The following is a 22,551-nucleotide window of genomic DNA, read 5'->3' as shown; positions in this document are numbered from 1 at the left end:
CGCGCCCCCACGGCATACAGTTGCGTCGTGTTCGGACGTGGCAAGACCCTCAATGAGCAGCAGGCCGAGACGGCGGAGCGACCCCAGCGGGAGGGCGCCAAGAACCGGCCGACGCCCAAGCGGCGTGACCAGGAGGCTGCGCGCCGGCGTCCCCTCGTCGAGACCGACCGCAAGGCGGCGCGCGACCGCGACAAGCTGGCGCGGCGCGAGGCCCAGCTCAGGCAGCGCCAGGCCATGGTGACCGGCGACGACGCGCACCTGCCCGCTCGGGACAAGGGGCCCGTCCGCCGCTACATCCGTGACTACGTGGACGCCCGCTGGAACCTCGGCGAGTTCATGCTGCCGGTCATGCTCGTCGTGCTGGCGCTGTCGTTCGTGCGGATCCCGTGGGTCTTCGCCGCCGTGTCGATCGGCGTGTACGCGCTCATCCTCATCGCAGCGGTCGACGGCTTCCTCATGTGGCGCAAGCTCAAGCAGCAGCTCGTGGCGAAGTTCGGCGCGGACAAGGTCGGCCGCGGGCTGGCGATGTACGCGGTGATGCGCGGCTTCCAGATCCGTCGCTCGCGGATGCCCCGACCGCTCGTCGACCGCGGCAGCTACCCGTCCTGAGCCGGCGGCTCCCGACCGGCCGGGTCGGTGCGGCGGGGAGCCTACTCGGCTGCCCGCAGGCTCATGGGTCCGTAGACCAGCCGGCCCTCGTGCCACAGGTTGACGGCGTCGACGCCCTGCTCCCCGAGCTCGTGCCAGCTCTCGCCGAACCAGTTCTCCGCGTCGGACTGCGACGGGAACGCCGTCGTCACCAGCCCGTCGCCGGACATCTCCCGGCCGTCGGCGTCGAGGTAGGTCCAGGTCCAGGCATCGCTCATGCGCCCACTCTAGGCGCGGCGTCGTGCCGGCCCGTGGACGGCCGCCGCCGCGCGCTGCGAGGGTGGCCCGCGTGATCGAGCTCGACCGGGTGGAGGTCCGGTATGCCGGTGGGACGGCCCTGCTGCCCACCCCCCAGGTCCCCGCCCTCCAGGTCCCCTCGCTCACGGTGCCCGAGGGCGAGCTGGTCCTCGTGGCCGGCCCGACCGGTTCGGGCAAGACGTCCCTGCTGCGGGTGGTCGCGGACCCCTCGCTCGACCGGTCCGTGCATGGCCGGGTGCTCGTGGACGGCTGTGCGGTCGGCACCCTGACCGCCGTCGAGCGCGCCCGCGTCGTGGGGTACGTCCGGCAGGACCCGGCGCCGATCGGGCCCACCGTGGAGGACGAGGTGCGCCGTGGGCTGGCCCTGCACCCGGTCCCGTCGACCGGCCCGGCCCGGCGCCTCGAGGAGACCCTCGACCTGCTCGACCTGGCCGGGCTGAGGGAACGCCCGGTGGGGCTGCTGTCGGGCGGTCAGCAGCAGCGCGTCGCGATCGCCGCCGCCCTCGCCGCCGGGCCCCGGGTGCTCGTCCTCGACGAGCCCACCTCGGCCCTCGACCCCGTGGCGGCGGAGGAGGTGCTGGCGATCCTGCACCGGCTCGTCCACGACGTCGGCACCACGGTCGTCGTGGCCGAGCACCGGCTCGAGCGGGTCGTGCACCATGCCGACTCGGTCGTCGTCGTCACCGACGGGGTCGCGACCGACCGGCAGGACCCGGCCGCGGCGATGCGCCACTCCCCCGTGTTCCCGCCCCTCGTGGCCCTCGGCCGGGCCCTGGGCTGGGAGCCACTCCCCCTGTCCGTGCGCGAGGCGCGCCGCACGGGGACGGCCCTGCGGGCACGACTCGACGGCGCGGCCCCCGGACGCCCGGAGGAACCACTGCCAGGCGGTGCCGCCACCCGGGGCAGCCCCGTGACCGGCCCCGCCGTCCGCACCCGAGGGCTCGGGGTGGTCCGCGACGGGGTCGTCGCCCTGCGGTCGGTGAGCCTGCTCGTCTCGCCCGGGGAGGTCGTCGCGCTGATGGGTCGCAACGGCTCGGGAAAGAGCACCCTGCTGGCGGCCCTCGCCGGTCGTCAGGTCCCGGCCCGCGGCCGGGTCGTGGTCGACGGCGAACCTGTCCTCACCCCCCAGGACCCCGGGCCCGTCCTCCGCGCACCGTCGGTCGCGGCGCAGCTGGACCACTCCGCCGACCCGGACACGGCGCAGGCGCTGCTCGACCGGTTCGCCCCCGGCGTCAACCGGCAGGCGGCACCGGACGAGCTGTCGCAGGGACAGCAGATGGGCCTGGCCCTGGCGACCCTGCTGGCTCCCCCCGGGGACGGGGCGCCGCCGCCCAGCCTGGTCCTGCTCGACGAGCCGACGCGTGGTCTGGACTACCGGGCCAAGGAGGAGCTGGCGGCGACGCTGAGGAAGCTCGCCGCGTCGGGCGGCGCGATCGTGCTGGCCACCCACGACGTCGAGCTCGCGGCCGAGCTGGCCTCGCGCGTCGTGGTCCTCGCCGAGGGGGAGGTGGTCGCCGACGGGCCGGCGCGCGAGGTCCTCGCCGGGTCTCCGGCCTTCGCGCCGCAGGTCGCCAAGGTCGTGGCGCCGCTCCCCCACCTCACCGTCGACGAGGTGCTCACCGACCTGGTCCGGATGACGGACTGACCGTGACCCCTGCTCAGGCCGGGGGGCCGGCCTCGATCCGCCGCCGCACCTCGGCGAGGCCGTCGGGTCCCGGATCCACGCTCCACCAGCTCTCCACCCACCACGTGGCGCCCACGTCGGCCCAGTCGGAGGGTGCTCCCTCCAGCTGGACGAACTGGCCCGTGCTGTCGGCCTCGACGACCACGTCGTAGCCGTCCCAGGGCAGTCCGGCGCACTCCCGCATGCCCCGCACGGTGGCGACCACGTCGCCGTAGGTGTCGAGGGAGTATGCGGTCCCAGGCTGCAGCGGTTCGTCCCCGACCACCGACACGAGCAGTCCGTCCCACCGGGCCGCCCGCTCGAGGGAGGGCTGCCGGGTGCGCCCGCGACGCCAGGCGCCCACCACCCAGATCGGCGGGTGGGGTCGCTGCGCGGGCGGCGGCGGCCCCGGGGGTGCCCCCTCCCCGGTGCCGGTGACCCGGTAGTGGCGGCCCTCGAAGGTGAACTCCTCGTCGGCCAGGAGCCCGGCGAGGACCGCCAGCCCCTCGTCGAGCTTCTCGGCCCGGGTGCGGCGTCCCTCGTCCGGCTCGAAGCGGGTCCAGCCGGGGTGCAGGGCCCCGAGCCCCACCGACACCACGACGCGTCCGCCGCTGAGCCGGTCGACGGTGGACACCATCGAGGCGAGGTCCCAGGGCCGGTGTCGCGACGCCGGCGTGAGCAGCGTGCCGAGCCGGATGCGGGAGGTGGTCATCGCTGCTGCGCCCAGCACGACCCAGGCGTGCTCCCCGTAGAGCGACTCCCACGTGAAGACGCCGTCCCACCCGCGCTGTTCCCCGAGGGCGGCGAACTCGGCGAACTGGCGGGCGTCGGCGAAGGGGACCACGAATCCGTAGCGCATGACCGGACCCTAGGCGCGACCACTGACACCCGACCTCGCTCACGGACGTCTGTGCACAGACCCGCGTCCCAGAGCGCAGGGAGCAGGTCCGCGCGCACTCACCCGGACGTCTGTGCACAGACCCGCGTCCCAGAGCGCAGGGAGCAGGTCCGCGCGCACTCACCCGGACGTCTGTGCGCACACCCGCGATCAGTCGCCAGGCCGCTCGACGACGACGGGCTGGAGTACCACGTCGGTGGTGAGGGAGCTCGCGACGTAGCACTCGTCGTGCGCCTGGTGCAGCAGCCGCTCGACCACGCTGGCCTCGGTCCCGGCGGCAACCGTCACGCGCGGTCGCAGCACGATCCGGGTGATGCGCAGCGGCACGGCGTCGTGCGGCATCTCGCCCTCCGCGTCGTCCTCGTACCCGACGACGTCGACCCCCGCTCGTGCGGCCACCGCGAGGAAGGACAGCAGCTGGCACGACGAAGCAGCCAGGACGAGCAGCTGCTCGGGGTTGGGCAGGTCGGCGTCGCCGCGGAAGTGCGGGTCGGCCGACAGCTCGAAACCCTCCGTGGCCGGCGGCACCCACGCCGAGTGCGCCCTCGGGTACGCGCGGTAGCCCGCCCCCGTCGACCCGGCCCAGCGCACCTGGGCGCGGTACCGGTGGTCGGCGCCCCCCGGCATACCTCAGCCCTCGCGGACGTCGACCTCGACGAACGGCGGTCGCACGACGGTGGCGGGCACCTCGCGCCCGCGCACGTCGATGACGACCTCGTCACCGGCGGCGACGTCCGGCGACAGCAGTGCCAGCGCGATGCCGTTCTTGAGCGTCGGGCTGAACGTCCCCGAGGTGACCTCGCCCACGACCTCACCACCGCGCTTGACCTCACAGTCCGCCCGCGGGATGCCACGGCCCGTCGCGAGCAGGCCCCAGGCGACGCGCTTCGGCCCGGCCTGCTTCTCGGCGACGAGTGCCTCGCGCCCCCAGAACTCGTCCTTCGTCCAGCCGACGGCCCAGCCGACGCGGGCCTGGACGGGGGTGATGTCGACGGACAGCTCGTGGCCGTGCAGCGCGTAGCCCATCTCGGTGCGCAGGGTGTCGCGGGCGCCGAGCCCGCACGGCAGCCCGTCGAACGGCGCGACCGCCTCGGCGAGCGCGTCCCAGAGCTCGCCGGCGACCTCCCACGCCGGGACGAGCTCGTAGCCCCGCTCCCCGGTGTACCCGGTGCGGCAGACGATGAGCGGGTGGCCGTGCCAGTCGGTCTCGACGAACGACATGTACTCGTGGCCGGCCGGCAGCCCCAGGGACTCGAGCACCTCGTCGGACCTCGTGCCCTGCACGGCAATGACGCCGTAGGACTCGTGCAGGTGCTCGACCGTGATGCCCTTCGGCGCGGCGGCGGCCAGCATCCGCACGACCTCGGCCGTGTTGGCGGCGTTGGGGATGAGGAACACATCCTCGTCGCTGCGCAGGTAGGCGATGAGGTCATCGACGACGCCGCCGGACTCGTTGCAGCACAGCGTGTACTGCGCCTTGCCCTCGGTGATGCGGCCGAGGTCGTTGGCGAGGCAGCGGTTGACGAAGTCGCGCGCGCCGGGCCCGGAGACCCGCGCCTTGCCCAGGTGCGACACGTCGAAGATCCCGACCGAGGTGCGGACCGCCGTGTGCTCCCGGACGACGCCGCCACCCGGGTACTCGATGGGCATCTCCCAGCCCCCGAAGTCCGCCATCTTCGCGCCGAGCGCGACATGGCGGTCGTGCAGGGGTGAGGTCTTCAGGGCTCCGTCGCTCATGGCGCGAACGCTACCGCCCGTCGCGCGGCACGCCGCATCCGCGGGGCTATCCTGCGGCGAGCGGGGGACGCGAACGACTGCGGCCCGAACCGTCCGGCCGGGACCACCCTGTCCCCCTGCCGGCGCGCCCCGGCACCCTGTCCACGAGAAAGAGAGCACCGTGACGACCGTCAACGTGACCGACCGTTCCGCCCACGACGTCAAGGCCGACGTCCTCGTCCTCGGCACGATCGAGCAGGACGGTTCCGCCGCCCTCGCGTCGGGTCACGGCCTCCCCCGGGATGCCGCGAGCCACCTGGCCGCCCAGCTCTCGGCCCTGCACGCCGCCGGGTCCGCCGACGAGGTCCTGACGGTCGCCGGCGTCCCGGGCGTCGCGGCCCCCGTGGTCGTGCTCGTGGGGCTGGGCCGGAACGGCGGAGCCACCACGGGTTTCGACCACGAGGTCCTGCGCCGCGCCGCCGGCTCGGCCCTGCGCTCGGTGAAGAAGGCGCGCAAGGTCGCCGTCGCGATGCCCGCGGCCGGTGCCGAGTCGGTCGCCGCCGTCGCCGAGGGTGCCGCCCTCGGGGCCTACCGGTATGCCGGGGTGCGCGGGCCCGCGCCGAAGGGCAAGGACAACAAGGGTTCGGACGTCGTCACGACCATCACCGTGGTCACGGCGGAGGGCCGCGGCAAGGCGGCGAAGGACGCGGCGACCCGGGCGACGGTGCTGGCCGACGCGAAGGCGTACGCCCGCGACCTCGTGAACACCCCGCCGAACAAGCTGTTCCCGCAGTCCTTCGCCGAGTCGGTGAAGGAGCGTGCCGCCGCCAGCTCGGCGAAGGTCAAGGTGTCGGTGCTCGACGAGAAGGCCCTCGCCAAGGGCGGCTTCGGCGGCATCGTCGGGGTCGGCCAGGGATCGGTCAACCCGCCCCGCATCGTCACCCTCACGTGGAACCCGCCGAAGGCGCGGGGCTCGGTCGCCCTGGTCGGCAAGGGCATCACCTTCGACTCCGGCGGCCTGTGCATCAAGCCCCCGGCCTCGATGCTCACGATGAAGTCCGACATGGCCGGCGCTGCCGCCGTCGCCGCCACGGTCTTCGCCGCAGCCGAGCTGGGCGTCCCGGTCACCGTCACCGGCTACCTCTGCCTGGCGGAGAACATGCCGAGCGGCAGCGCGCAGCGTCCCAGCGACGTCGTGACAATGCGCAACGGGACCACCGTCGAGATCCTCGACACCGACGCCGAGGGCCGCATGGTGCTCGGCGACGGCATCTGCCTGGCCGGCGAGTCCACGCCCGACGCGATCGTCGACATCGCCACCCTGACCGGCGCGCAGATGGTCGCGCTCGGCGGCCGCGTCGCCGGGGTCATGGCCAACGACGACGCGTTCCGTGACCGGGTCCGCGCGGCTGCCGACACGGCCGGTGAGGCCGCGTGGCCGATGCCGCTGCCGACCGACCTGCGGGCCCAGCTCGACTCCGCCGTCGCCGACCTCGCGCACAAGGGCGAGCGCTGGGGCGGCATGCTCACCGCCGGCCTGTTCCTCCAGGAGTTCGTCCCCCAGGGGACGCCGTGGGCGCACGTCGACATCGCCGGGCCGTCGTTCAACGAGGGCTCCGCCTGGGGCTACACGCCCAAGGGCGCGACCGGCTACGGCGTGGGCACGCTGCTGCGCCTCGTCGAGGGGTATGCCGGCTGATCGCCGCGCGTCACGACGAGGCCCGCCCGGGAACACCTCGGGCGGGCCTCGTCGCGATGGGTCGGGCGCTCAGCCGCTCTTGCGGCGGAACATCTGCTGGGTCGCGTTCGTCGCGGCGTTCTGGGCGTGGTCGACCTTGCCGTGCTCGTGGTCGTCGGAGACGTCACGGCCGGAGTGGGCCTGCTTCTTCTCCAGGGCCTCGCGGAACTTTCGCTTGACGTCCTCGCTGGGTCCCTGCGGTCCGGACTTGCCAGACATGCCGCCTCCTGTGGCTCGTGGTGTTCGGGTCCCTCCCAGCCTCGCATCCCGGGCCGGGCGGTCACCAGTGGTTTGGGACTGCCTCAGCCCTTGTCGCGCTGGCGGGAGTTCCACTCGCGCATCCGGCTCGGGTAGCCGGTCTGCAGCACGTCGTAGACCGGCACGCCCAGGCTCGCGGCGAGGTCGAACGCGGCCTGGCGCGAGCCCGCGGCGCGTCGGGTCCACTCGCCGTCGTGCGCGATGAGGATGACGGTCGTCGCGGTGACGTTGGTGGGCGGTTCGACGTACGCCTCGACGCCGCGTCGCGACGAGGCGAACTCGGCCAGGTGGCGGCGCACCGCCTGTTGGTCGACCGCCATGTTGGGCCCGTCGGAAGGTCCTCGGCGTGCCCTCGCGCCGCCCCGTCTCCACCACGCCATGCGTCCACGATACGGGCACGACCCCCCGGTTCCCCCGCACGTGACGCGTTCCGGCGGGCGCGAGTCCGCGACGGCGAGACCTGCTTGCGCCCCCTCCTGCAATCAGTGACAAGATGCTCAGTGTCGATCCGCGCTCGGCCACGACCTGGTCACGCCGCCGGCCGACAGGACCGTCCGATGCACACCACGCAAGGGAGCGAGCATGCCGGCTGAGGCCGAGACCACCTTCGATGTCGTCATCCTGGGTGGGGGCAGCGGCGGCTACGCGTGCGCGTTCCGGGCGGCCGAGCTGGGCCTGCGCGTCGCGCTCGTGGAGAAGGGCAAGCTCGGCGGCACCTGCCTGCACGTCGGCTGCATCCCGACCAAGGCGCTGCTGCACGCCGCCGAGGTCGCCGACACCGCCCGCGAGGGCTCGAGGTTCGGCGTGAAGACGACGTTCGAGTCCGTCGACATGACCGGGGTGAACGCCTACAAGGACGGTGTCGTCGCCCGCCTCTACAAGGGGCTGCAGGGCCTGGCCAAGGCGCACGAGATCGAGCTGGTCGAGGGCGAGGGCCGCCTCGTGGACCGCTCCACCGTCGAGGTCGGCGGCCGCCGGCTGACCGGGCGCAACGTCGTCCTCGCGACCGGCTCCTACGCGAGGTCGCTGCCCGGCCTGGAGATCGGTGGCCGCGTCATGACGAGCGAGCAGGCGCTGTCGCTCGACTTCGTCCCGCCGCGCGTCGTCGTCCTCGGCGGCGGCGTCATCGGCGTCGAGTTCGCGTCGGTCTTCCGCTCCTTCGGCTCCGAGGTCACCATCGTCGAGGCGCTCCCCCGGCTCGTGGCCGCCGAGGACGAGGCGGTCTCCAAGACGCTCGAGCGCTCGTTCCGCAAGCGCGGCATCGCCTTCCGCACCGGGGTCAGGTTCGAGGGCGCCAGCCAGTCCGGCGACACCGTGACCGTGTCGCTCGAGGGCGGTGACACCCTCGAGGACGACCTGCTCCTCGTGGCCGTCGGCCGCGGCCCGGTCACCGACGGCCTGGGGTATGCCGAGGCCGGCGTCACCCTCGACCGCGGCTACGTCGTCACCGACGAGCGCCTGCGCACCGGGGTCGAGGGCGTGTATGCCGTCGGCGACATCGTGCCCGGCCTCCAGCTCGCGCACCGCGGCTTCGCCCAGGGCATCTTCGTGGCCGAGGAGATCGCCGGGATGTCCCCCGCCGTCATCGACGAGGCGGGCATCCCCCGGGTCACCTACTGCGACCCCGAGATCACCTCCGTCGGCCTCACCGAGGCGCAGGCGCGGGAGAAGTACGGCGAGGTCGACACCTACGAGTACAACCTCGGCGGCAACGGCAAGTCCCAGATCCTGCAGACGCAGGGCTTCGTCAAGCTCGTCCGCGAGAAGGACGGGCCCGTCGTCGGCGTCCACATGATCGGCGCCCGGATGGGCGAGCAGGCCGGCGAGGCCCAGCTCGTCTACAACTGGGAGGCGCTGCCCGAGGACGTCGCCGGGCTCGTCCACGCCCACCCCACGCAGAACGAAGCCCTCGGCGAGGCCCACCTGGCCCTCGCCGGCAAGCCCCTGCACGCTCACAACTGACGCAGCACACAACCAAAGAGGAGAACGATCAGATGTCCGAACGCGTGACCATGCCGGCTCTGGGTGAGTCCGTCACCGAGGGCACGGTGACGCGCTGGCTCAAGAACGTCGGCGACACCGTCGCGGTCGACGAGCCGCTCCTCGAGGTCTCGACCGACAAGGTCGACACGGAGATCCCGTCCCCCGTCGCGGGAGTGCTGCAGGAGATCCTCGCGGGCGAGGACGACACCGTCCCCGTCGGCGCCGACCTCGCCGTGATCGGCGACGGCACCGAGGGCGGCGGCTCGGCCGGTGACCAGCAGGACCAGGGCCAGCAGGACCAGGGCCAGCAGGACCAGGGCCAGCAGGCCGGCGAGGAGCAGGCGCCGCCGGAGCAGGACCAGGCACCGGCCTCCGAGGCACCCTCGACGGCGCAGGAGCCGCAGCCGGGGACCTCCGAGCCGGAGCAGCACGAGCAGCAGGCCCAGCAGGGCGGCGGCGACCAGGGCGGCCAGCAGTCCGGCGGCTCCGGTGGTGGCGAGACCGTCACGATGCCCGCGCTCGGCGAGTCCGTCACCGAGGGCACCGTCACCCGCTGGCTCAAGGCCGAGGGCGACACCGTCGAGGTCGACGAGCCGCTGCTCGAGGTGTCCACCGACAAGGTCGACACCGAGATCCCCTCGCCGGTTGCCGGCGTCGTCACCAAGATCCTCGTCCAGGAGGACGACACCGTCCCCGTCGGCGGTGACCTCGCCGTCATCGGTGGCTCCGCGGGCGGCTCGGGCCAGCAGGAGCAGGCCGCGCCGCAGCAGGAGCAGCAGGCACCGCAGCAGGAGCAGGCCGCGCCGCAGCAGGAGCAGGAGCAGCAGGCGGCTCCGGCTCAGGCGCAGGCCGACACCGCCCAGGCTGCGGCCGAGACGGCGGCCGGCCAGCCGGCCGGGTCCTCCCCCGCGGAGCAGGCCGAGCGCGCGGCGGCGCCCGCCCCGGCGCAGGCACCGGCTCAGTCCCAGCCCCCCGCCCCGGCGACCTCGGGCGACGCCCAGGACGCCTCGGCATACGTCACCCCGCTGGTGCGCAAGCTCGCGGCCGAGAACAACGTCGACCTGGCCAGCCTCAAGGGCACCGGCGTCGGCGGCCGCGTGCGCAAGCAGGACGTCCTCGACGCGGCCAAGGCTGCGCAGGAGGCCGCCGCGGCCCCCGCGCCGGCACCGGCTGCTGCCCAGGCGCCCAGCGCGCCCGCGGCTGCGGCGAGCGCGCCGGCCGCCTCCGGTGGCGTCTCCCCCAAGCGGGGTACGACCGAGAAGATGTCACGACTGCGCCAGACCATCGCCAAGCGCATGGTCGAGTCGCTGCACGTCTCGGCCCAGCTCACCACCGTGGTCGAGGTCGACGTCACCAAGGTCGCGCGGCTGCGGGCCCGCGCCAAGGCCGACTTCGAGCGTCGCGAGGGCACCAAGCTGAGCTTCCTGCCCTTCTTCGCCCTCGCCGCGGTCGAGGCGCTCAAGGAGTACCCGCAGGTCAACTCGAGCGTCGAGGGTGACCAGGTCACCTACCACGGGCAGGAGAACCTCGGGGTCGCCGTCGACACCGAGCGCGGCCTGCTCGTCCCGGTCATCAAGAACGCCGGCGACCTCAACATCGCCGGTCTGGCGCGGGCGATCGCGGACCTCGCGGACCGCACGCGGGGCAACAAGATCATGCCGGACGAGCTCTCCGGCGGTACCTTCACGCTGACCAACACGGGCAGCCGCGGTGCGCTCTTCGACACCCCGATCATCAACCAGCCGAACGTCGGCATCCTCGGCACCGGCGCAGTCGTCAAGCGCCCGGTCGTGGTGACCGACGCCGACGGCGGCGAGACCATCGCCGTCCGCTCGATGGTCTACCTGGCCCTGTCCTACGACCACCGCGTGGTCGACGGGGCGGACGCCGCCCGCTTCCTCAGCACCATGAAGTCGCGCCTCGAGGAGGGCAACTTCGAGGTCTGAGTCGGCGCACGTCGACCCAGCACGAACGGGCGCGGTCCGGGTCATCCCGGGCCGCGCCCGCCCGCTCCCCCCGCCCCCGCAGGAGATCCAGGAGATCCCATGTCACAGCGCGTCGCCATCACCGGCTCCACCGGACTGATCGGGTCCGCGCTGTCGGCGTCCCTGCGCGCGAGGGGGGACGAGGTCGTCCGCCTGGTCCGTCGCGCACCCAGCGCTGCCGACGAGGTCGAGTGGGACCCTGCCGGCCACCGGCTGGACCCGCACGACCTCGAGGGCGTCACGGCCGTCGTGAACCTCGCCGGCGCCGGCGTCGGTGACAAGCGCTGGACGCCGTCGTACCAGCAGCTCATCCTGACCTCCAGGGTCGACTCCACGACCACGGTGGCCCGCGCCCTTGCGGAGCTCGGTGGGCCGGTGCGACTCGTCTCGGCGTCCGCCGTGGGCTACTACGGCGACCGGGGTGAGGAGCTCCTGACCGAGGAGTCGACCCCGGGTGACACCTTCCTCAGCGACGTGGTGCGCGCCTGGGAGGGTGCCGCCGACGCCGCCCGTGACGCCGGGCTCCCCGTCGCCCACCCCCGGACCGGACTGGTACTGGCCCCCGGCGGCGGTGCGATGGCCAAGATGCTGCCCCTGGCCAGGGCAGGCATCAACGGGCCGCTCGGCAGCGGCCGGCAGTGGTGGCCGTGGATCTCCCTGCGCGACACCGTCGCGGGGCTGGTGCACCTGGTCGACCACCCGGAGGTCACCGGCCCGGTGAACCTCGTCGGCCCGCACCCGGACCGCCAGGTCGACGTCGCCCGGGAGCTCGGGCGCCAGCTGCACCGACCGGCAGTGCTGCCGGCACCGGCCTTCGGCATCCGGCTGGTGCTCGGCGGTTTCGCCGACGAGGTCCTCCACAGCAAGCGGGTGGTCCCGGGCCGCCTCACCGACAGCGGCTTCACGCACACCGACGGCGACGTCGCAGCCGCCCTGCGCTGGGTGCTCCAGCAGGCCTGACCGCCGGCCCCGACCTGTACCCCTACCCGGCGCCGCCGCCTGCGCTGACCGCGCGGCGGATCAGGGGACGGGTCGCGCGTCGGCCACCGAGTCGACCTTCCACCGCGCGTCGTGCCACCCGAGGACGAACCGCAGGGGTCGTCCCGAGGTCGCCGGCCGCTGCTCCACCCGCCCGCCCCCGACGAGCTCGTAGGCCGCGGTGTCCACGGCGGCCTCGAGGGTGGCCCGCGTCCCCGAGGCGGACACCAGGCGCACCCGGTCGGCGGTGAGGCGCACCCCGGCGTACCGCTGCCCGCGCCCGACCAGCTCGCGCAGGGCCGCGGTGTCCTGGCGCAGCACCTGGGAGCCGGGCGCGTCGAGGGCCTCCAGCCGGTCCGGGTCGCCGGCGTTCATCACCGCGGCACGCTCGTCGGCCAGCGCCTGCAGGAGGGCGTGGGGGTCACGCTGCGGAGCCCGCCGGTCGCTGACGGGGTCGGTGACCGGCGAGGACGGGGTGGGACGGGCCGGCTGCCGGGGCCCGGTCGACCGCGGGACCGAGGGCAGCCACCCGGGGGTCGAGCCCCCGGCCGCAACGACGATCCCGGCGGGCACGAGGACGGCCGCCGCCACCGCGAGGGCCAGCACGACTGCCACGGCGCGCCCCCTGGGTGCCGACCAGGCCGAGCGCCTCGTCCTGCGGGCCGCCACGCCGCCGAGGAGGGCACGGATCCTGCGCCCCGGGTGACGGCTCCGGGCGACGGCCTCCTCCCCGGTGGGCGGTGGCTCGCCGGTGTCCCGGATGCGCTGGGTCAGCAGGGAGGTCTCGTCCGAGCCGACCGTCAGGCGCAGCGGCTCGCACGGCGCCGCGTCGAAGTAGCCGAGCGCCAGCTCGGCGGCGCTCGGCCGCAGCCGTGGGTCACCCGACAGGGCCAGGCTCGTGAGCCGGCGCCACGCCTCGGGCAGGTCGGGGAGGACCTCCTCCACGGAGGGACGAAGCGGTCCGGGGTCGGGCGCCGTCCCCGTCGCGCACCACCAGGCCAGCGCCCCCACGGCATACACGTCGCCGGCCGGTCCCGCCTCCTCGCCGTCGAGCACCTCCGGTGCCACGAAACCCGGTGTGCCCCAGGCCTCCCCCACGCCGGCACCAGCGACGGCCGCGACGCCGAGGTCCGACAGCAGGGGCCGGCCGGTGAGCTCGAGCAGGATGTTGCCGGGGCTCACGTCGCCGTGCACGACGCCCAGCGCGTGCAGCCCCGCCAGGGTGCGCGCCACGGGCGCCAGCACCGTCACCGTCTCGCCCACGGTCAGGTGGCCGCGCGCCTCCACGACCCGGGCGAGGGACCCTCCACGCACGCGGTCCAGCACGACGGCGAGGGCCGGGGGGGCGCCCGTCAGCCCGACCGCCTCGTGGAAGCCCACCAGCCCGTCGACCTCGACCCGCGCCAGCACCGCGAGCTCCCTGGCCGCGACGCGGGCCTGGGCGTCGGTGCCCAGCGGCACCACCTTGACGGCGACCGGCGCGCCGTCCCGCTGACGGGAGGCTGCCCACACCTCTCCGGAGCCGCCGCGCCCCACGAGCTCGGCCAGGTCGTACCCGGGCACCTCCGGCGGGGGCGTGCGGACACCGCCCGGTCCCTTCTCCTCCATGTCCTCGAGTCTGCCGCGGGCGACCCCGGTCGCCCCGGTTGTCCACAGCCCGTCCTAGAGTCCCGGCATGCCCGCAGACCAGCCCACGATCCTCGCCACCTCCGGCGGTTACCGCTTCGGCGAGCGCACCCGCCTGGAGTTCGACGCGCTCGTCCACCACGCCGTCGAGCTGTCCGGCGTGACCGGCCGCAGCCCCCGGGTCACGGTGCTCGGCACGGCCAGCGGTGACCACCGCGGCTTCGCCGAGGACATGCACGAGGCGGGTCGCGTGGCCAGCTTCGACCTCACCAACCTGCACCTGTTCCCCATGCCGAACGTCGACGACGTCGAGGGCCACCTGCTCGACCAGGACGTCGTCTGGGTCAACGGGGGCTCCGTCGCCAACCTCCTCGCCGTGTGGCGGGTGCACGACCTCGACGCGGTCCTCCGCCGGGTCTGGGAGGCGGGGGTGGTGCTCGCCGGCGTCTCCGCCGGGTCGATCTGCTGGTACCTCGGCGGCACCACCGACTCCTTCGGCCCCGAGCTGCGCGCGGTCACGAACGGCCTGGGCCTCCTGCCCTACGGCAACGGCGTCCACTACGACTCCGAGGCCCGCAGGCGCCCCCTGATCCACCGGCTCGTCGCGGACGGCACCCTGCCGACGACGCACTGCACCGACGACGGGGTCGGCCTGGTGTACCGCGGCACCGAGCTCGTCGAGGCTGTGACGGAGACCGGCGGCAAGGGCGCGTACGTCGTCACCCGCGACGGCGACGCGGCCCACGAGGAGCGGCTCGAGCCGCGCCGGCTGCCCACCCCCTGACCCGCCCGCGCCGCGGCGTACCGTGGTGCCCATGCGGTTCGAGCACCTGGGCTTCGCCCCCGACTTCGTCGACTACCAGGCCGGCTGGGAGCACCAGCGCGAGGTCCACGCGGCCGTCGTCGAGGGCGCCGAGGACACCGTGCTGCTGCTCGAGCACTCCCCCGTCTACACCGCGGGCAAGCGCACCGAGGACCACCAGCGGCCCAAGGACGGCACGCCGGTCGTCGACGTCGACCGTGGCGGCCTCATCACCTGGCACGGTCCGGGCCAGCTCGTCGGCTACCCCATCGTGCGGCTGCACGGCGTGCCGATCGACGTCGTGGCCCACGTCCGGCGGCTCGAGGAGGTCATGATCCGCACCTGCCGCGAGTTCGGCGTGCAGACCGCCCGGGTCGACGGCCGCTCCGGCGTGTGGGTGCTCGCGGACGACCGTGGCCCCGACCGCAAGCTCGGCGCCATCGGCGTGCGGGTCAGCCGGCAGGTGACGATGCACGGCTTCGCGCTCAACTGCGACGCCGACCTCTCGTGGGCGGACAACATCGTCGCCTGCGGCATCGAGGACGCGGGTGTCAGCTCGATCAGCCGCGAGGCCGGGCACGGGGTCACGGTGCAGGACGTGCTCCCGTATGCCGAGAAGCACCTCACCGAGGTCCTCGCCTCCGCCTGACCCGCGGGACGGGACCTGCGCCCCTGCCACGATCCACGACCCTCCGGTGGGATGGGAGTGGACCCGTGGAAGGAGGACCCCATGTCGACCCTCACCCATCCTCATGCCGCACACCGCGAGGCCCCCGACCCCCGCCGCCTGACCCGCGGGTCGTGGTGGATGGTCCCGGTCTTCCCGGTCGTGTTCTGGCTGACCGACCTGCTCGGCACGTACGGGCTGCTGCCGCTGCTGGGGCTGCAGGAGGGCGACCTGCCCCTCATGGCCCGCAACGCGGCCGGGTGGGTGGTCGAGACGGCGCTGTTCCTCGGTCTCGCGGCCGCTCCGGTGACGGGTGTCGTCCTCGCCGCCACCGCCCTGCGGCGCGGGGGCCGGGCAGGAGCGTGGACCGGTCTGGCCGTCAACGCGGCCCTCGTCCTGGTCGCGGTCTACCTGTTCGCAGACGCGGTTCGGATGACGTACTTCCCGTCGTTCACCTTCCCCTTCAGCGGCTGAGAGGCCCACCTGCTCGCTGAAAGCCACCTGCGGTGACCTCGCGCGCCAACTGCTCGATCCGCCGCTGGGACTCGCCCCACCCCCGCACCGCCTCCTGGTGCACCATGCCATGGCCGAAGCGGTGCACCTCCACGATCCACGGCGTCCCGAACACCGAGCGCGCCAGCATCCAGAACGGCAGCAGCAGGAACAACAGGAACAACAGGAGGAGCTCGCCCACCGCGATCGCAGCAACGAGGATGATGGGGAACAAGAGGATGGCCAGCACCACCACGAGGACTGCAACGAAGTCGTCGCCATCCACGCCGACCAGGTCCAGGTTGGACCGGTCCACCACCCGGCGACGTTGGCGCCAGGGGAGCCACCGCCGCTTGACGCGGTACCGGTCGCCATCAGCCCCCCACACCCGCACCTGGGCATCGTAGGTCCCTGGGCCTCGCCGTGACGCCAGGTTCGCGGTGATCACCGTTGGCGCACCTCTCCGGAATAGCGCGCACGGCGCAGGCGTAGTCTTGACAGCACGCCCGGGAACCTCCGGGCGCACCCGCGTCCCACGGCACACCGGCCGGTGGTGGCGCGCCGCACGCACCGAACGCAAGGCAAGGGAGTCTTCGTGACCGTCGCACCCGAGGGCCGCCGGCTGCTGCGTGTCGAGGCACGCAACGCCGAGACGCCGATCGAGCGCAAGCCCGAGTGGATCCGGACGACCGCCAAGATGGGGCCGGAGTACACCAAGCTGCACTCGATGGTGAAGACCGAGGGCCTGCACACGGTCTGCCAGGAGGCCGGCTGCCCCAACATCTTCGAGTGCTGGGAGGACCGCGAGGCCACGTTCCTCATCGGCGGTGACATCTGCACCCGCCGCTGCGACTTCTGCGACATCGCCTCCGGCCGGCCCCTGGCCCTCGACCTCGACGAGCCGCGCCGCGTGGCCGAGTCGGTCGCCCAGATGGGCCTGCGCTACTCGACCGTGACGGGCGTGGCCCGCGACGACCAGCCCGACGGCGCCGCGTGGCTGTATGCCGAGACGATCCGGCAGATCCACGAGAAGAACCCGAACACCGGCGTCGAGATCCTCCCGCCCGACTTCGGCGCCAAGCCCGAGCTCGTCGGCCAGGTCTTCGACGCCCGGCCCGAGGTGTTCGCGCACAACCTCGAGACCGTGCCGCGGATCTTCAAGCAGATCCGGCCTGCGTTCACCTACGAGAAGTCGCTCAAGGTCCTGTCGATGGCGCGCGACGCCGAGCTCGTGACCAAGTCCAACCTCATCCTCGGCATGGGCGAGGAGGACCACGAGGTCGAGCAGGCGATCCGGGACCTGCACGACGCCGGGTGCGACATCCTCACCATCACCCAGTACCTGCGGCCCTCGAAGCTGCACCACCCGATCGACCGGTGGGTCAAGCCCGAGGAGTTCGTGCACTGGAGCCAGGTCGCCGAGGAGATCGGCTTCAAGGGCGTCATGGCCGGGCCGCTCGTGCGCTCCTCCTACCGCGCCGGCCGGCTGTGGGCGACGGCCATGATGAAGTGGGGCCGCCCCATCCCCGGGCACCTGCAGCACCTCGCCGACGCCGCTGGGGACCCCGCCCGGCAGGAGGCCGCCTCGCTCGTCGCCGCCCGCACTCCGGCGGCCGTGGGCACCTCCGCCTGACGGTATCCTGACCCTCATGGCCCGCAAGGAGAAGCAGCAGTCCGGCACGCCCAAGGAGCCGGGTCGCCTCGCGCAGGTCCGCCAGGTCTACACGGCGGCGCGTCAGGTCGACCCCACCATCCCGTGGTGGATGCTGCTGGCGTTCCTCGCGGTGCTGGTCGTCGGTGTCGGCATCGGCGCCCTCCTCGGCAACTGGGTCTACGCGCTCGTGCTGTCCATCCCCCTGGGCCTCCTGGCCGCCGTCCTCGTGCTGAGCCGCAAGGCCGAGCGCGCCGCCTTCCGCAGCATCGAGGGCCAGCCCGGCGCTGCCGGCGCGGCTCTGGGAGCGCTGCGCCGTGGCTGGTACTACGAGCAGCAGCCGGTGGCCGTCGACGGGGCCCGTGGCACCCGCCCGGAGGACATGGCCGGTGCGGCGTTCGTCTACCGCGCGGTGGGACGCCCCGGCGTCGTGCTCGTGGCCGAGGGCCCGACCGCGCGCCGCTCCAAGCTCATCGCGCAGGAGCGCAGGAAGGTCGAGCGGGTCGCCCCGGGCGTGCCCGTGACGGCGCTGGTCGTCGGTGACGAGGCCGACCAGGTGCCGGTCCGCAAGGTCAGCTCGACGATGACGCGGATGAAGCCGGTCCTCACCAAGGAGGAGGCCGCTGCGGTCAACAAGCGGCTCAAGGCGCTCGGTGGCGTGCGCCCGCCCATCCCTGCCGGCATGGACCCGATGCGTGCCCGCGTCGACCGCAAGGCCATGCGCGGCCGCTGAGGCCCCGCCTCCCCCCTTCGGGGTACCGAGCCCCGGACCGGGCGCCTGGCATCGCAGCCGTGTGGCCACGAGTCGCGGGTACGCCGGGACGCCGGGGCGTCGGGACCCCCTGCCGGCCTCAGGCGGTGGCGCGCGTGACCAGGTGGGTGTCGAGCACCAGGTGCGACGGCCCGGACTCCTGGCCGTCGTTGATCCGCGCCAGCAGCATGTGCGCCATCTCGCGGCCGAGCTGCTCCATCGGCTGGTGCACGGTGGTGAGGGCCGGCTCCGTCACGGACGCGACCGGGCTGTCGTCGAAGCCGACGAGGGCGACGTCGCCCGGCACCGACCGGCCCGACTCCCGCAGCACCCGCAGGGCGCCGAGGGCCATGAGGTCGCTGGCTGCGAAGACGGCGTCGAGGTCGGGGTGCCGCTCGAGCAGCGCTCGCATCGCGGTGGTCCCGCTGGCCTCGGTGAAGTCGCCCGTCTCCACGAGGCTGTCGTCGACCGCCACCTCGGCCTCCCGCAGGGCCTGCTGGTAGCCGTCGAGCCGGTCCCGCCCGGCGATCATGTCCTGGGGCCCGGCGATGGTCGCGACGGTCCGCCGCCCGGAGGCGAGCAGGTGGCCCACTGCGGCCCGGGCGCCGCCCACGTTGTCGACGTCGACGTAGCTGAGCTCGGCCGTCCCCGTCGGCCGGCCGCACAGGACGATCGGCAGGCCGCGTCCCTGGATCCGCGCGGGCAGCCTGTCCCTGTCGTGGGCCGACAGCACGAGCACACCGTCGACGTGCTGGGGGGTGAGGTAGCTGTCGAGCCGCTCGGCCTGTTCCCGGTTCTGGACCAGGGCCAGCACCAGCTGGCGGGACGACTCCCCCACCACCGTCGTGATCCCCCGCACGACGCCGGCGAAGAACGGCTCGCCGAAGATCCGCTCCTCCGGCTCGGAGATGACCAGCGCGATCGCCCCGGTCCGCCGCGTGACGAGGGCGCGCGCCGCCATGTTCGGCACGTAGCCGAGCTCGGTGACCGCCCGCATGACCCGCTCGCGCGTGCGCTCGGACACCTGCGGCGACCCGTTGACGACACGGGACACGGTGCCGCGCCCCACCCCGGCGCGGGTGGCGACCTCCTCGAGGGTGGGCTGACCACCGTTGGCACTGCTCATGGTCGTCAGTATTGCGTGCCCGTCAGGAACTGCGAGTACCACCTTCCGCTGTCCTTGACGGTCCGCTCCTGGGTCGTGAAGTCCACGTGCACGAGGCCGAACCGCTTCGCGTACCCCTCCCCCCACTCGAAGTTGTCCATCAGCGACCAGGCGAAGTAGCCGGCGAGCGGCACCCCTGCCGCGAGCGCACGCCGGCCGGCGTCCAGGTGGTCGCGCAGGAACGACACCCGCTCCTCGTCGTGGACGCGCCCGCCGTCGACGACGTCGTCGAAGGCTGCGCCGTTCTCGGTCATGACGAGGGGCAGCTCGCCGTAGTCCCGCGTCACCCGGGTGAGGATGTCGAACAGCCCGTCCGGGTCGACCTCCCAGCCCATGGCGGTCCTCGGCAGCCCCCGGCCCTGGAAGTCGACCGCGACCGTCCCGGGGAAGGCGCCGGGCACGACCACGTGCCGGGTGTAGTAGTTGACGCCGAGGAAGTCCAGCGGTGCCGCGATCCGCTCGAGGTCGCCGTCGCGGACGAACGAGAGGTCGCTGAGGTGCCGCACGTCCTCGACGACGTCCTTGGGGTATGCCGCGCGCAGCACCGGGTCGAGGAACCACCGGTTGGCCAGGCCGTCCACCCGCCGCACGGCGTCCTCCACACCGTGTCCGTCGTGCGCGCCCTGCACCGGGTAGAGGTTGAGGGTGATGCCGACCTGGGCGGCCGGCGCGGCAGCACGCACGCTCTCGACCGCGAGGCCGTGGCCGAGCAGCAGGTGGTGGGCCGCCGCCAGCGCGTCCGCCGGGTCGGACCGCCCGGGGGCGTGCCGGCCGCTGCCGTAGCCCAGGAAGGCCGAGCACCACGGCTCGTTGAGGGTGATGAAGTGCCCCACCCGGTCCCCCAGCGCCGTGGCGACGTGCCCGGCATACTCGGCGAACCGCTCGGCCGTGTCGCGCACCGGCCAGCCGCCACCGTCCTCGAGCGGCTGCGGCAGGTCCCAGTGGTAGAGCGTCGCCCACGGGGTGATGCCGCGGGCGAGGAGCGTGTCGACCAGGCGGTCGTAGAAGTCGAGTCCCGCCGCGTTGACCGGACCGGAGCCCGTGGGCTGGACCCGCGGCCACGCCACGGAGAAGCGGTAGGCCTCGACGCCCAGGTCCGCCATCAGGGCGACGTCCTGCTCGTACCGGTGGAAGTGCTCGACGGCCACCTCCCCCGTGTCGCCGTCGACGACGCGGCCCGGCGTCCCGGAGAAGGTGTCCCAGATCGACGGGCCGCGGCCGTCCTCCTTCGTGGCGCCCTCGATCTGGTAGCTCGACGTCGCGACACCCCAGGTGAAGTCCTCGGGGAAGTCGCTGCGGGACAGCGGCTTTCGCGACATCGGGTTGTCTGCGGCCATGGTCATCCTTTGACTCCGCCCTGCATGATGCCGCCGATGATCTGGCGGCCGAACACGAGAAACACGACGACCAGCGGCAGGGTGCCCAGCAGGGTCCCGGCCATGACGAGCGCCTGGTCGGTGTAGTAGCCCCCCGAGAGCCGGGACAGCGCGACCTGGACCGTGGGGTGGTCGGCGTCGAGGGTGAGGTACGGCCACAGGAAATCGTTCCAGCGCTCCATGAACGTGAGCAGCCCGAGCACCGCGGCGGCCGGCCGCAGCACCGGGAAGACCACCGAGAAGAAGATCCGGGTCGTCGAGGCCCCGTCGACCCTGGCCGCCTCGATGAGCTCGGTGGGGATGGCCTGCGCCGCGTACTGGCGCATCATGAACACACCGAACCCACTGACGAGGAAGGGCAGCAGCGCCGACCACAGCGTCCCGGCCAGCCCGATCTTCGACATGAGCATGTACAGCGGGACGAGGCCGAGCTGCACCGGCACCATCATCGTCGCCACGACCACGAGCAGCAGGGCGTTCCGGCCGCGGAACTGCAGCTTGGCGAAGGCGAACCCCGCCAGCGAGGACAGCACCACCACCGAGACGGTCGCCGCCCCTGCGACGAGCAGCGAGTGGAGCATCGCCTGCCCGAAGAGCACGTCCTGGTTGGCGAAGACGCGCGAGATGTTGGCGCCGAGGTCGCCACCGGGGGTGAGCGGTGGCGGGATCGAGGAGATGTCGCTGTTGGGCCGGGAGGCCATGACGACCATGTAGTAGAGCGGGCCCGCCGAGAGCAGCACGGACAGCGCCAGGCTGAGGTAGACGAGCCGGCCGGCCGGCGTGGCGCCGGTGCTGCGGGCGGCCGCCTGGCCGAGCGACCGCGGCGGACGTGTGCGTCGGGGGCGCCGCAGGCCCGTGCGTGCCTGGTATGCCGTGGGCTCGGCTCCGCTCGCGGCGGGCACCCCGGCGGGAACCTGGGTCTGGGTCATGGTGTCCTCACTCCGCCGACCGGATGCGCCGCAGCAGCAGCACGTTGACCGCCGAGAACGCCGCGATGAAGAGGAACAGCACCCACGCGATGGTCGCGGCGTACCCGAACCGCTGGCCGGTGAACGCGTTCTGGACGAGGTACATGGCCGCCGTCTGGAACTGGCCGGTGGTGCCGCCGTTGATCGAGTTCGCGCCGGGGTTGAACAGGAGCGGCTCGGTGAACAGCTGCGTGCCGCCGATGGTGGCCACGATGGTGACGAAGATGAGCGTGGGCCGCAGCATGGGCACCGTGATCGACCAGAAGGTGCGCCAGCCGTTCGCGCCGTCGATGCGCGCCGCCTCGTAGATCTCGGTCGGCACCGACTGCAGCGCGGCGAGCAGGATGAGGGCGTTGTACCCGGTCCACCGCCAGTCGACCATGGTGGAGATGGCGATCCAGCTCGACCAGCGGTGGTCCTGCCACGCGATCGGGTCGACCCCCACGTGCCCCAGCAGCCAGTTGAAGAGGCCGAAGTCGCGGCTGAACATCAGCGTGAAGATGATCCCCACCGCGGCCACCGACGTGACGTTCGGCAGCAGGATCCCCATGCGCCAGAACGTCGCCGCGCGCAGCCTCGAGTTGAGCATCTGGGCCAGGACCATCGCCAGCACCAGCTGCGGCACCGTCGCGATGACGAACATCGCGAACGTGTTGAGCATGGCGTTCCAGAAGTCGGAGTCCTGCATGAGCTCCGCGTAGTTGCCCAGGCCGAGCCAGCCCTGGTCTCCCGCGAGCAGGCTCCAGTCGTGGGTGCTCACCCACGCGGTGTAGAGCAGCGGGAAGAGGCCGAACACCGCGAACAGCACGAAGAACGGCGACACCATGGCGTACGGCGTCACGTGCGTGTCCGCGCGGCGCAGCCAGCGGCGCCACCGGGCCGGGTCCGTGCCCGGTGGTGCCGTGGGTGCTGCGGTCGTGGTGGTCAC

At 73.4% G+C, this 22,551-nt stretch carries 23 protein-coding genes; 11 read left to right on the top strand and 12 right to left on the bottom strand.

Annotated elements, in window-relative coordinates; all coding sequences use genetic code 11:
* The first annotated feature begins 27 nt into the window (after positions 1-27).
* Positions 28-609 carry a DUF3043 domain-containing protein gene (locus ACYVDO_RS02975; RefSeq protein ID WP_460932739.1) on the top strand — a complete coding sequence of 194 codons (582 nt, stop codon included), beginning with the start codon at positions 28-30 and terminating at the stop codon, positions 607-609.
* 41 nt (positions 610-650) lie between these two features.
* Here ACYVDO_RS02975 and ACYVDO_RS02970 read toward each other — a convergent pair whose 3' ends face one another.
* A complete protein-coding gene (locus ACYVDO_RS02970) occupies positions 651-866 on the bottom strand; it encodes a hypothetical protein (RefSeq protein ID WP_460932738.1) in 216 nt (71 codons plus the stop codon).
* Positions 867-937: 71 nt separating this feature from the next.
* On the opposite strand from ACYVDO_RS02970, the gene ACYVDO_RS02965 reads away from it, so the two are divergent.
* Positions 938-2,551, top strand: a complete 1,614-nt coding sequence (locus ACYVDO_RS02965) for an ATP-binding cassette domain-containing protein (RefSeq protein ID WP_460932737.1) — start codon at positions 938-940, stop codon at positions 2,549-2,551.
* A 13-nt stretch (positions 2,552-2,564) separates the two neighbouring features.
* Here the strand turns inward: ACYVDO_RS02965 and ACYVDO_RS02960 are convergent, their stop codons facing one another.
* From ACYVDO_RS02960 to gcvT, 3 genes are all read right to left on the bottom strand, one after another.
* The gene (locus tag ACYVDO_RS02960; protein WP_460932736.1) at positions 2,565-3,428 is read right to left on the bottom strand and encodes an LLM class flavin-dependent oxidoreductase; all 864 of its coding nucleotides are present in this window, start codon (positions 3,426-3,428) and stop codon (positions 2,565-2,567) included.
* Positions 3,429-3,617: 189 nt separating this feature from the next.
* Positions 3,618-4,094: an OsmC family protein gene (locus ACYVDO_RS02955; protein ID WP_460932735.1), complete on the bottom strand. Its 477-nt coding sequence runs from the start codon at positions 4,092-4,094 to the stop codon at positions 3,618-3,620.
* 3 nt (positions 4,095-4,097) lie between these two features.
* The gene (gene gcvT / locus ACYVDO_RS02950; protein ID WP_460932734.1) at positions 4,098-5,204 is read right to left on the bottom strand and encodes a glycine cleavage system aminomethyltransferase GcvT; all 1,107 of its coding nucleotides are present in this window, start codon (positions 5,202-5,204) and stop codon (positions 4,098-4,100) included.
* A gap of 160 nt (positions 5,205-5,364) precedes the next feature.
* Here gcvT and ACYVDO_RS02945 point away from each other — a divergent pair, with 160 nt between their 5' ends.
* On the top strand, positions 5,365-6,882 hold the full coding sequence (locus ACYVDO_RS02945) for a leucyl aminopeptidase (protein ID WP_460932733.1): 1,518 nt from the start codon (positions 5,365-5,367) through the stop codon (positions 6,880-6,882).
* A 69-nt stretch (positions 6,883-6,951) separates the two neighbouring features.
* Here the strand turns inward: ACYVDO_RS02945 and ACYVDO_RS02940 are convergent, their stop codons facing one another.
* Both ACYVDO_RS02940 and ACYVDO_RS02935 read right to left on the bottom strand, forming a co-directional pair.
* Complete coding sequence (locus ACYVDO_RS02940; protein WP_460932732.1) at positions 6,952-7,140, bottom strand: DUF5302 domain-containing protein; 189 nt, start codon at positions 7,138-7,140, stop codon at positions 6,952-6,954.
* Positions 7,141-7,223: 83 nt separating this feature from the next.
* Positions 7,224-7,499, bottom strand: a complete 276-nt coding sequence (locus tag ACYVDO_RS02935; RefSeq protein WP_460932731.1) for a hypothetical protein — start codon at positions 7,497-7,499, stop codon at positions 7,224-7,226.
* A gap of 262 nt (positions 7,500-7,761) precedes the next feature.
* Here ACYVDO_RS02935 and lpdA point away from each other — a divergent pair, with 262 nt between their 5' ends.
* The 3 genes from lpdA to ACYVDO_RS02920 all read left to right on the top strand — a co-directional run bounded on the left by lpdA (position 7,762) and on the right by ACYVDO_RS02920 (position 12,107).
* On the top strand, positions 7,762-9,141 hold the full coding sequence (gene lpdA / locus ACYVDO_RS02930) for a dihydrolipoyl dehydrogenase (protein ID WP_460932730.1): 1,380 nt from the start codon (positions 7,762-7,764) through the stop codon (positions 9,139-9,141).
* Between the two features lie 32 nt (positions 9,142-9,173).
* Complete coding sequence (gene sucB / locus ACYVDO_RS02925; protein ID WP_460932729.1) at positions 9,174-11,108, top strand: 2-oxoglutarate dehydrogenase, E2 component, dihydrolipoamide succinyltransferase; 1,935 nt, start codon at positions 9,174-9,176, stop codon at positions 11,106-11,108.
* 99 nt (positions 11,109-11,207) lie between these two features.
* The gene (locus ACYVDO_RS02920) at positions 11,208-12,107 is read left to right on the top strand and encodes a TIGR01777 family oxidoreductase (protein ID WP_460932728.1); all 900 of its coding nucleotides are present in this window, start codon (positions 11,208-11,210) and stop codon (positions 12,105-12,107) included.
* 60 nt (positions 12,108-12,167) lie between these two features.
* Here ACYVDO_RS02920 and ACYVDO_RS02915 read toward each other — a convergent pair whose 3' ends face one another.
* Positions 12,168-13,733 (bottom strand): serine/threonine-protein kinase, encoded by a 1,566-nt coding sequence (locus ACYVDO_RS02915; RefSeq protein WP_460932727.1) that lies wholly within the window; start codon positions 13,731-13,733, stop codon positions 12,168-12,170.
* A 67-nt stretch (positions 13,734-13,800) separates the two neighbouring features.
* Here ACYVDO_RS02915 and ACYVDO_RS02910 point away from each other — a divergent pair, with 67 nt between their 5' ends.
* The 3 genes from ACYVDO_RS02910 (at position 13,801) to ACYVDO_RS02900 (ending at position 15,694) form a co-directional block, all read left to right on the top strand.
* Positions 13,801-14,535 carry a Type 1 glutamine amidotransferase-like domain-containing protein gene (locus ACYVDO_RS02910; RefSeq protein ID WP_460932726.1) on the top strand — a complete coding sequence of 245 codons (735 nt, stop codon included), beginning with the start codon at positions 13,801-13,803 and terminating at the stop codon, positions 14,533-14,535.
* Positions 14,536-14,566: 31 nt separating this feature from the next.
* Entirely contained in the window at positions 14,567-15,202 is a 636-nt protein-coding gene (lipB, locus tag ACYVDO_RS02905; RefSeq protein ID WP_460932725.1) for a lipoyl(octanoyl) transferase LipB, read from the top strand.
* Between the two features lie 81 nt (positions 15,203-15,283).
* Complete coding sequence (locus tag ACYVDO_RS02900) at positions 15,284-15,694, top strand: hypothetical protein (protein ID WP_460932724.1); 411 nt, start codon at positions 15,284-15,286, stop codon at positions 15,692-15,694.
* Here ACYVDO_RS02900 and ACYVDO_RS02895 read toward each other — a convergent pair.
* Positions 15,684-16,160 carry a hypothetical protein gene (locus ACYVDO_RS02895; RefSeq protein WP_460932723.1) on the bottom strand — a complete coding sequence of 159 codons (477 nt, stop codon included), beginning with the start codon at positions 16,158-16,160 and terminating at the stop codon, positions 15,684-15,686. The genes ACYVDO_RS02900 and ACYVDO_RS02895 overlap by 11 nt on opposite strands.
* Positions 16,161-16,307: 147 nt before the next feature.
* Here ACYVDO_RS02895 and lipA point away from each other — a divergent pair, with 147 nt between their 5' ends.
* Both lipA and ACYVDO_RS02885 read left to right on the top strand, forming a co-directional pair.
* Complete coding sequence (gene lipA / locus ACYVDO_RS02890; protein WP_460932722.1) at positions 16,308-17,345, top strand: lipoyl synthase; 1,038 nt, start codon at positions 16,308-16,310, stop codon at positions 17,343-17,345.
* Positions 17,346-17,361: 16 nt separating this feature from the next.
* A complete protein-coding gene (locus tag ACYVDO_RS02885) occupies positions 17,362-18,096 on the top strand; it encodes a DUF4191 domain-containing protein (RefSeq protein WP_460932721.1) in 735 nt (244 codons plus the stop codon).
* A 118-nt stretch (positions 18,097-18,214) separates the two neighbouring features.
* On the opposite strand, the gene ACYVDO_RS02880 is transcribed toward ACYVDO_RS02885, so the two are convergent.
* Genes ACYVDO_RS02880 through ACYVDO_RS02865 form a run of 4 tightly spaced genes read right to left on the bottom strand, consistent with a single transcriptional unit; the run spans position 18,215 to position 22,551 of the window.
* Positions 18,215-19,240 (bottom strand): LacI family DNA-binding transcriptional regulator, encoded by a 1,026-nt coding sequence (locus tag ACYVDO_RS02880; protein WP_460932720.1) that lies wholly within the window; start codon positions 19,238-19,240, stop codon positions 18,215-18,217.
* A 5-nt stretch (positions 19,241-19,245) separates the two neighbouring features.
* Positions 19,246-20,616, bottom strand: a complete 1,371-nt coding sequence (locus ACYVDO_RS02875; protein WP_460932719.1) for a GH1 family beta-glucosidase — start codon at positions 20,614-20,616, stop codon at positions 19,246-19,248.
* Between the two features lie 2 nt (positions 20,617-20,618).
* Positions 20,619-21,584 carry a carbohydrate ABC transporter permease gene (locus ACYVDO_RS02870; RefSeq protein WP_460932718.1) on the bottom strand — a complete coding sequence of 322 codons (966 nt, stop codon included), beginning with the start codon at positions 21,582-21,584 and terminating at the stop codon, positions 20,619-20,621.
* A 7-nt stretch (positions 21,585-21,591) separates the two neighbouring features.
* A complete protein-coding gene (locus tag ACYVDO_RS02865) occupies positions 21,592-22,551 on the bottom strand; it encodes a carbohydrate ABC transporter permease (RefSeq protein ID WP_460932717.1) in 960 nt (319 codons plus the stop codon).

It is taken from the genome of Phycicoccus ginsengisoli (genome assembly GCF_054779295.1).
The sequence above is the reverse complement of the archived record's forward strand: the minus strand, read 5'-3'. Positions and strand labels throughout refer to the sequence as shown.

Bases quoted from the DNA above. Each gene is read 5' to 3' on its own strand.
- ACYVDO_RS02915 (WP_460932727.1), bottom strand. From the start codon at position 13,733: ATGGAGGAGAAGGGACCGGGCGGTGTCCGCACGCCCCCGCCGGAGGTG.
- ACYVDO_RS02910 (WP_460932726.1), top strand. From the start codon at position 13,801: ATGCCCGCAGACCAGCCCACGATCCTCGCCACCTCCGGCGGTTACCGC.
- lipB (WP_460932725.1), top strand. From the start codon at position 14,567: ATGCGGTTCGAGCACCTGGGCTTCGCCCCCGACTTCGTCGACTACCAG.
- ACYVDO_RS02875 (WP_460932719.1), bottom strand. From the start codon at position 20,616: ATGGCCGCAGACAACCCGATGTCGCGAAAGCCGCTGTCCCGCAGCGAC.
- ACYVDO_RS02900 (WP_460932724.1), top strand. From the start codon at position 15,284: ATGTCGACCCTCACCCATCCTCATGCCGCACACCGCGAGGCCCCCGAC.
- ACYVDO_RS02955 (WP_460932735.1), bottom strand. From the start codon at position 4,094: ATGCCGGGGGGCGCCGACCACCGGTACCGCGCCCAGGTGCGCTGGGCC.
- ACYVDO_RS02870 (WP_460932718.1), bottom strand. From the start codon at position 21,584: ATGACCCAGACCCAGGTTCCCGCCGGGGTGCCCGCCGCGAGCGGAGCC.
- sucB (WP_460932729.1), top strand. From the start codon at position 9,174: ATGTCCGAACGCGTGACCATGCCGGCTCTGGGTGAGTCCGTCACCGAG.
- ACYVDO_RS02880 (WP_460932720.1), bottom strand. From the start codon at position 19,240: ATGAGCAGTGCCAACGGTGGTCAGCCCACCCTCGAGGAGGTCGCCACC.
- ACYVDO_RS02940 (WP_460932732.1), bottom strand. From the start codon at position 7,140: ATGTCTGGCAAGTCCGGACCGCAGGGACCCAGCGAGGACGTCAAGCGA.
- ACYVDO_RS02920 (WP_460932728.1), top strand. From the start codon at position 11,208: ATGTCACAGCGCGTCGCCATCACCGGCTCCACCGGACTGATCGGGTCC.
- ACYVDO_RS02885 (WP_460932721.1), top strand. From the start codon at position 17,362: ATGGCCCGCAAGGAGAAGCAGCAGTCCGGCACGCCCAAGGAGCCGGGT.
- gcvT (WP_460932734.1), bottom strand. From the start codon at position 5,204: ATGAGCGACGGAGCCCTGAAGACCTCACCCCTGCACGACCGCCATGTC.
- ACYVDO_RS02935 (WP_460932731.1), bottom strand. From the start codon at position 7,499: ATGGCGGTCGACCAACAGGCGGTGCGCCGCCACCTGGCCGAGTTCGCC.
- ACYVDO_RS02960 (WP_460932736.1), bottom strand. From the start codon at position 3,428: ATGCGCTACGGATTCGTGGTCCCCTTCGCCGACGCCCGCCAGTTCGCC.
- lpdA (WP_460932730.1), top strand. From the start codon at position 7,762: ATGCCGGCTGAGGCCGAGACCACCTTCGATGTCGTCATCCTGGGTGGG.
- ACYVDO_RS02970 (WP_460932738.1), bottom strand. From the start codon at position 866: ATGAGCGATGCCTGGACCTGGACCTACCTCGACGCCGACGGCCGGGAG.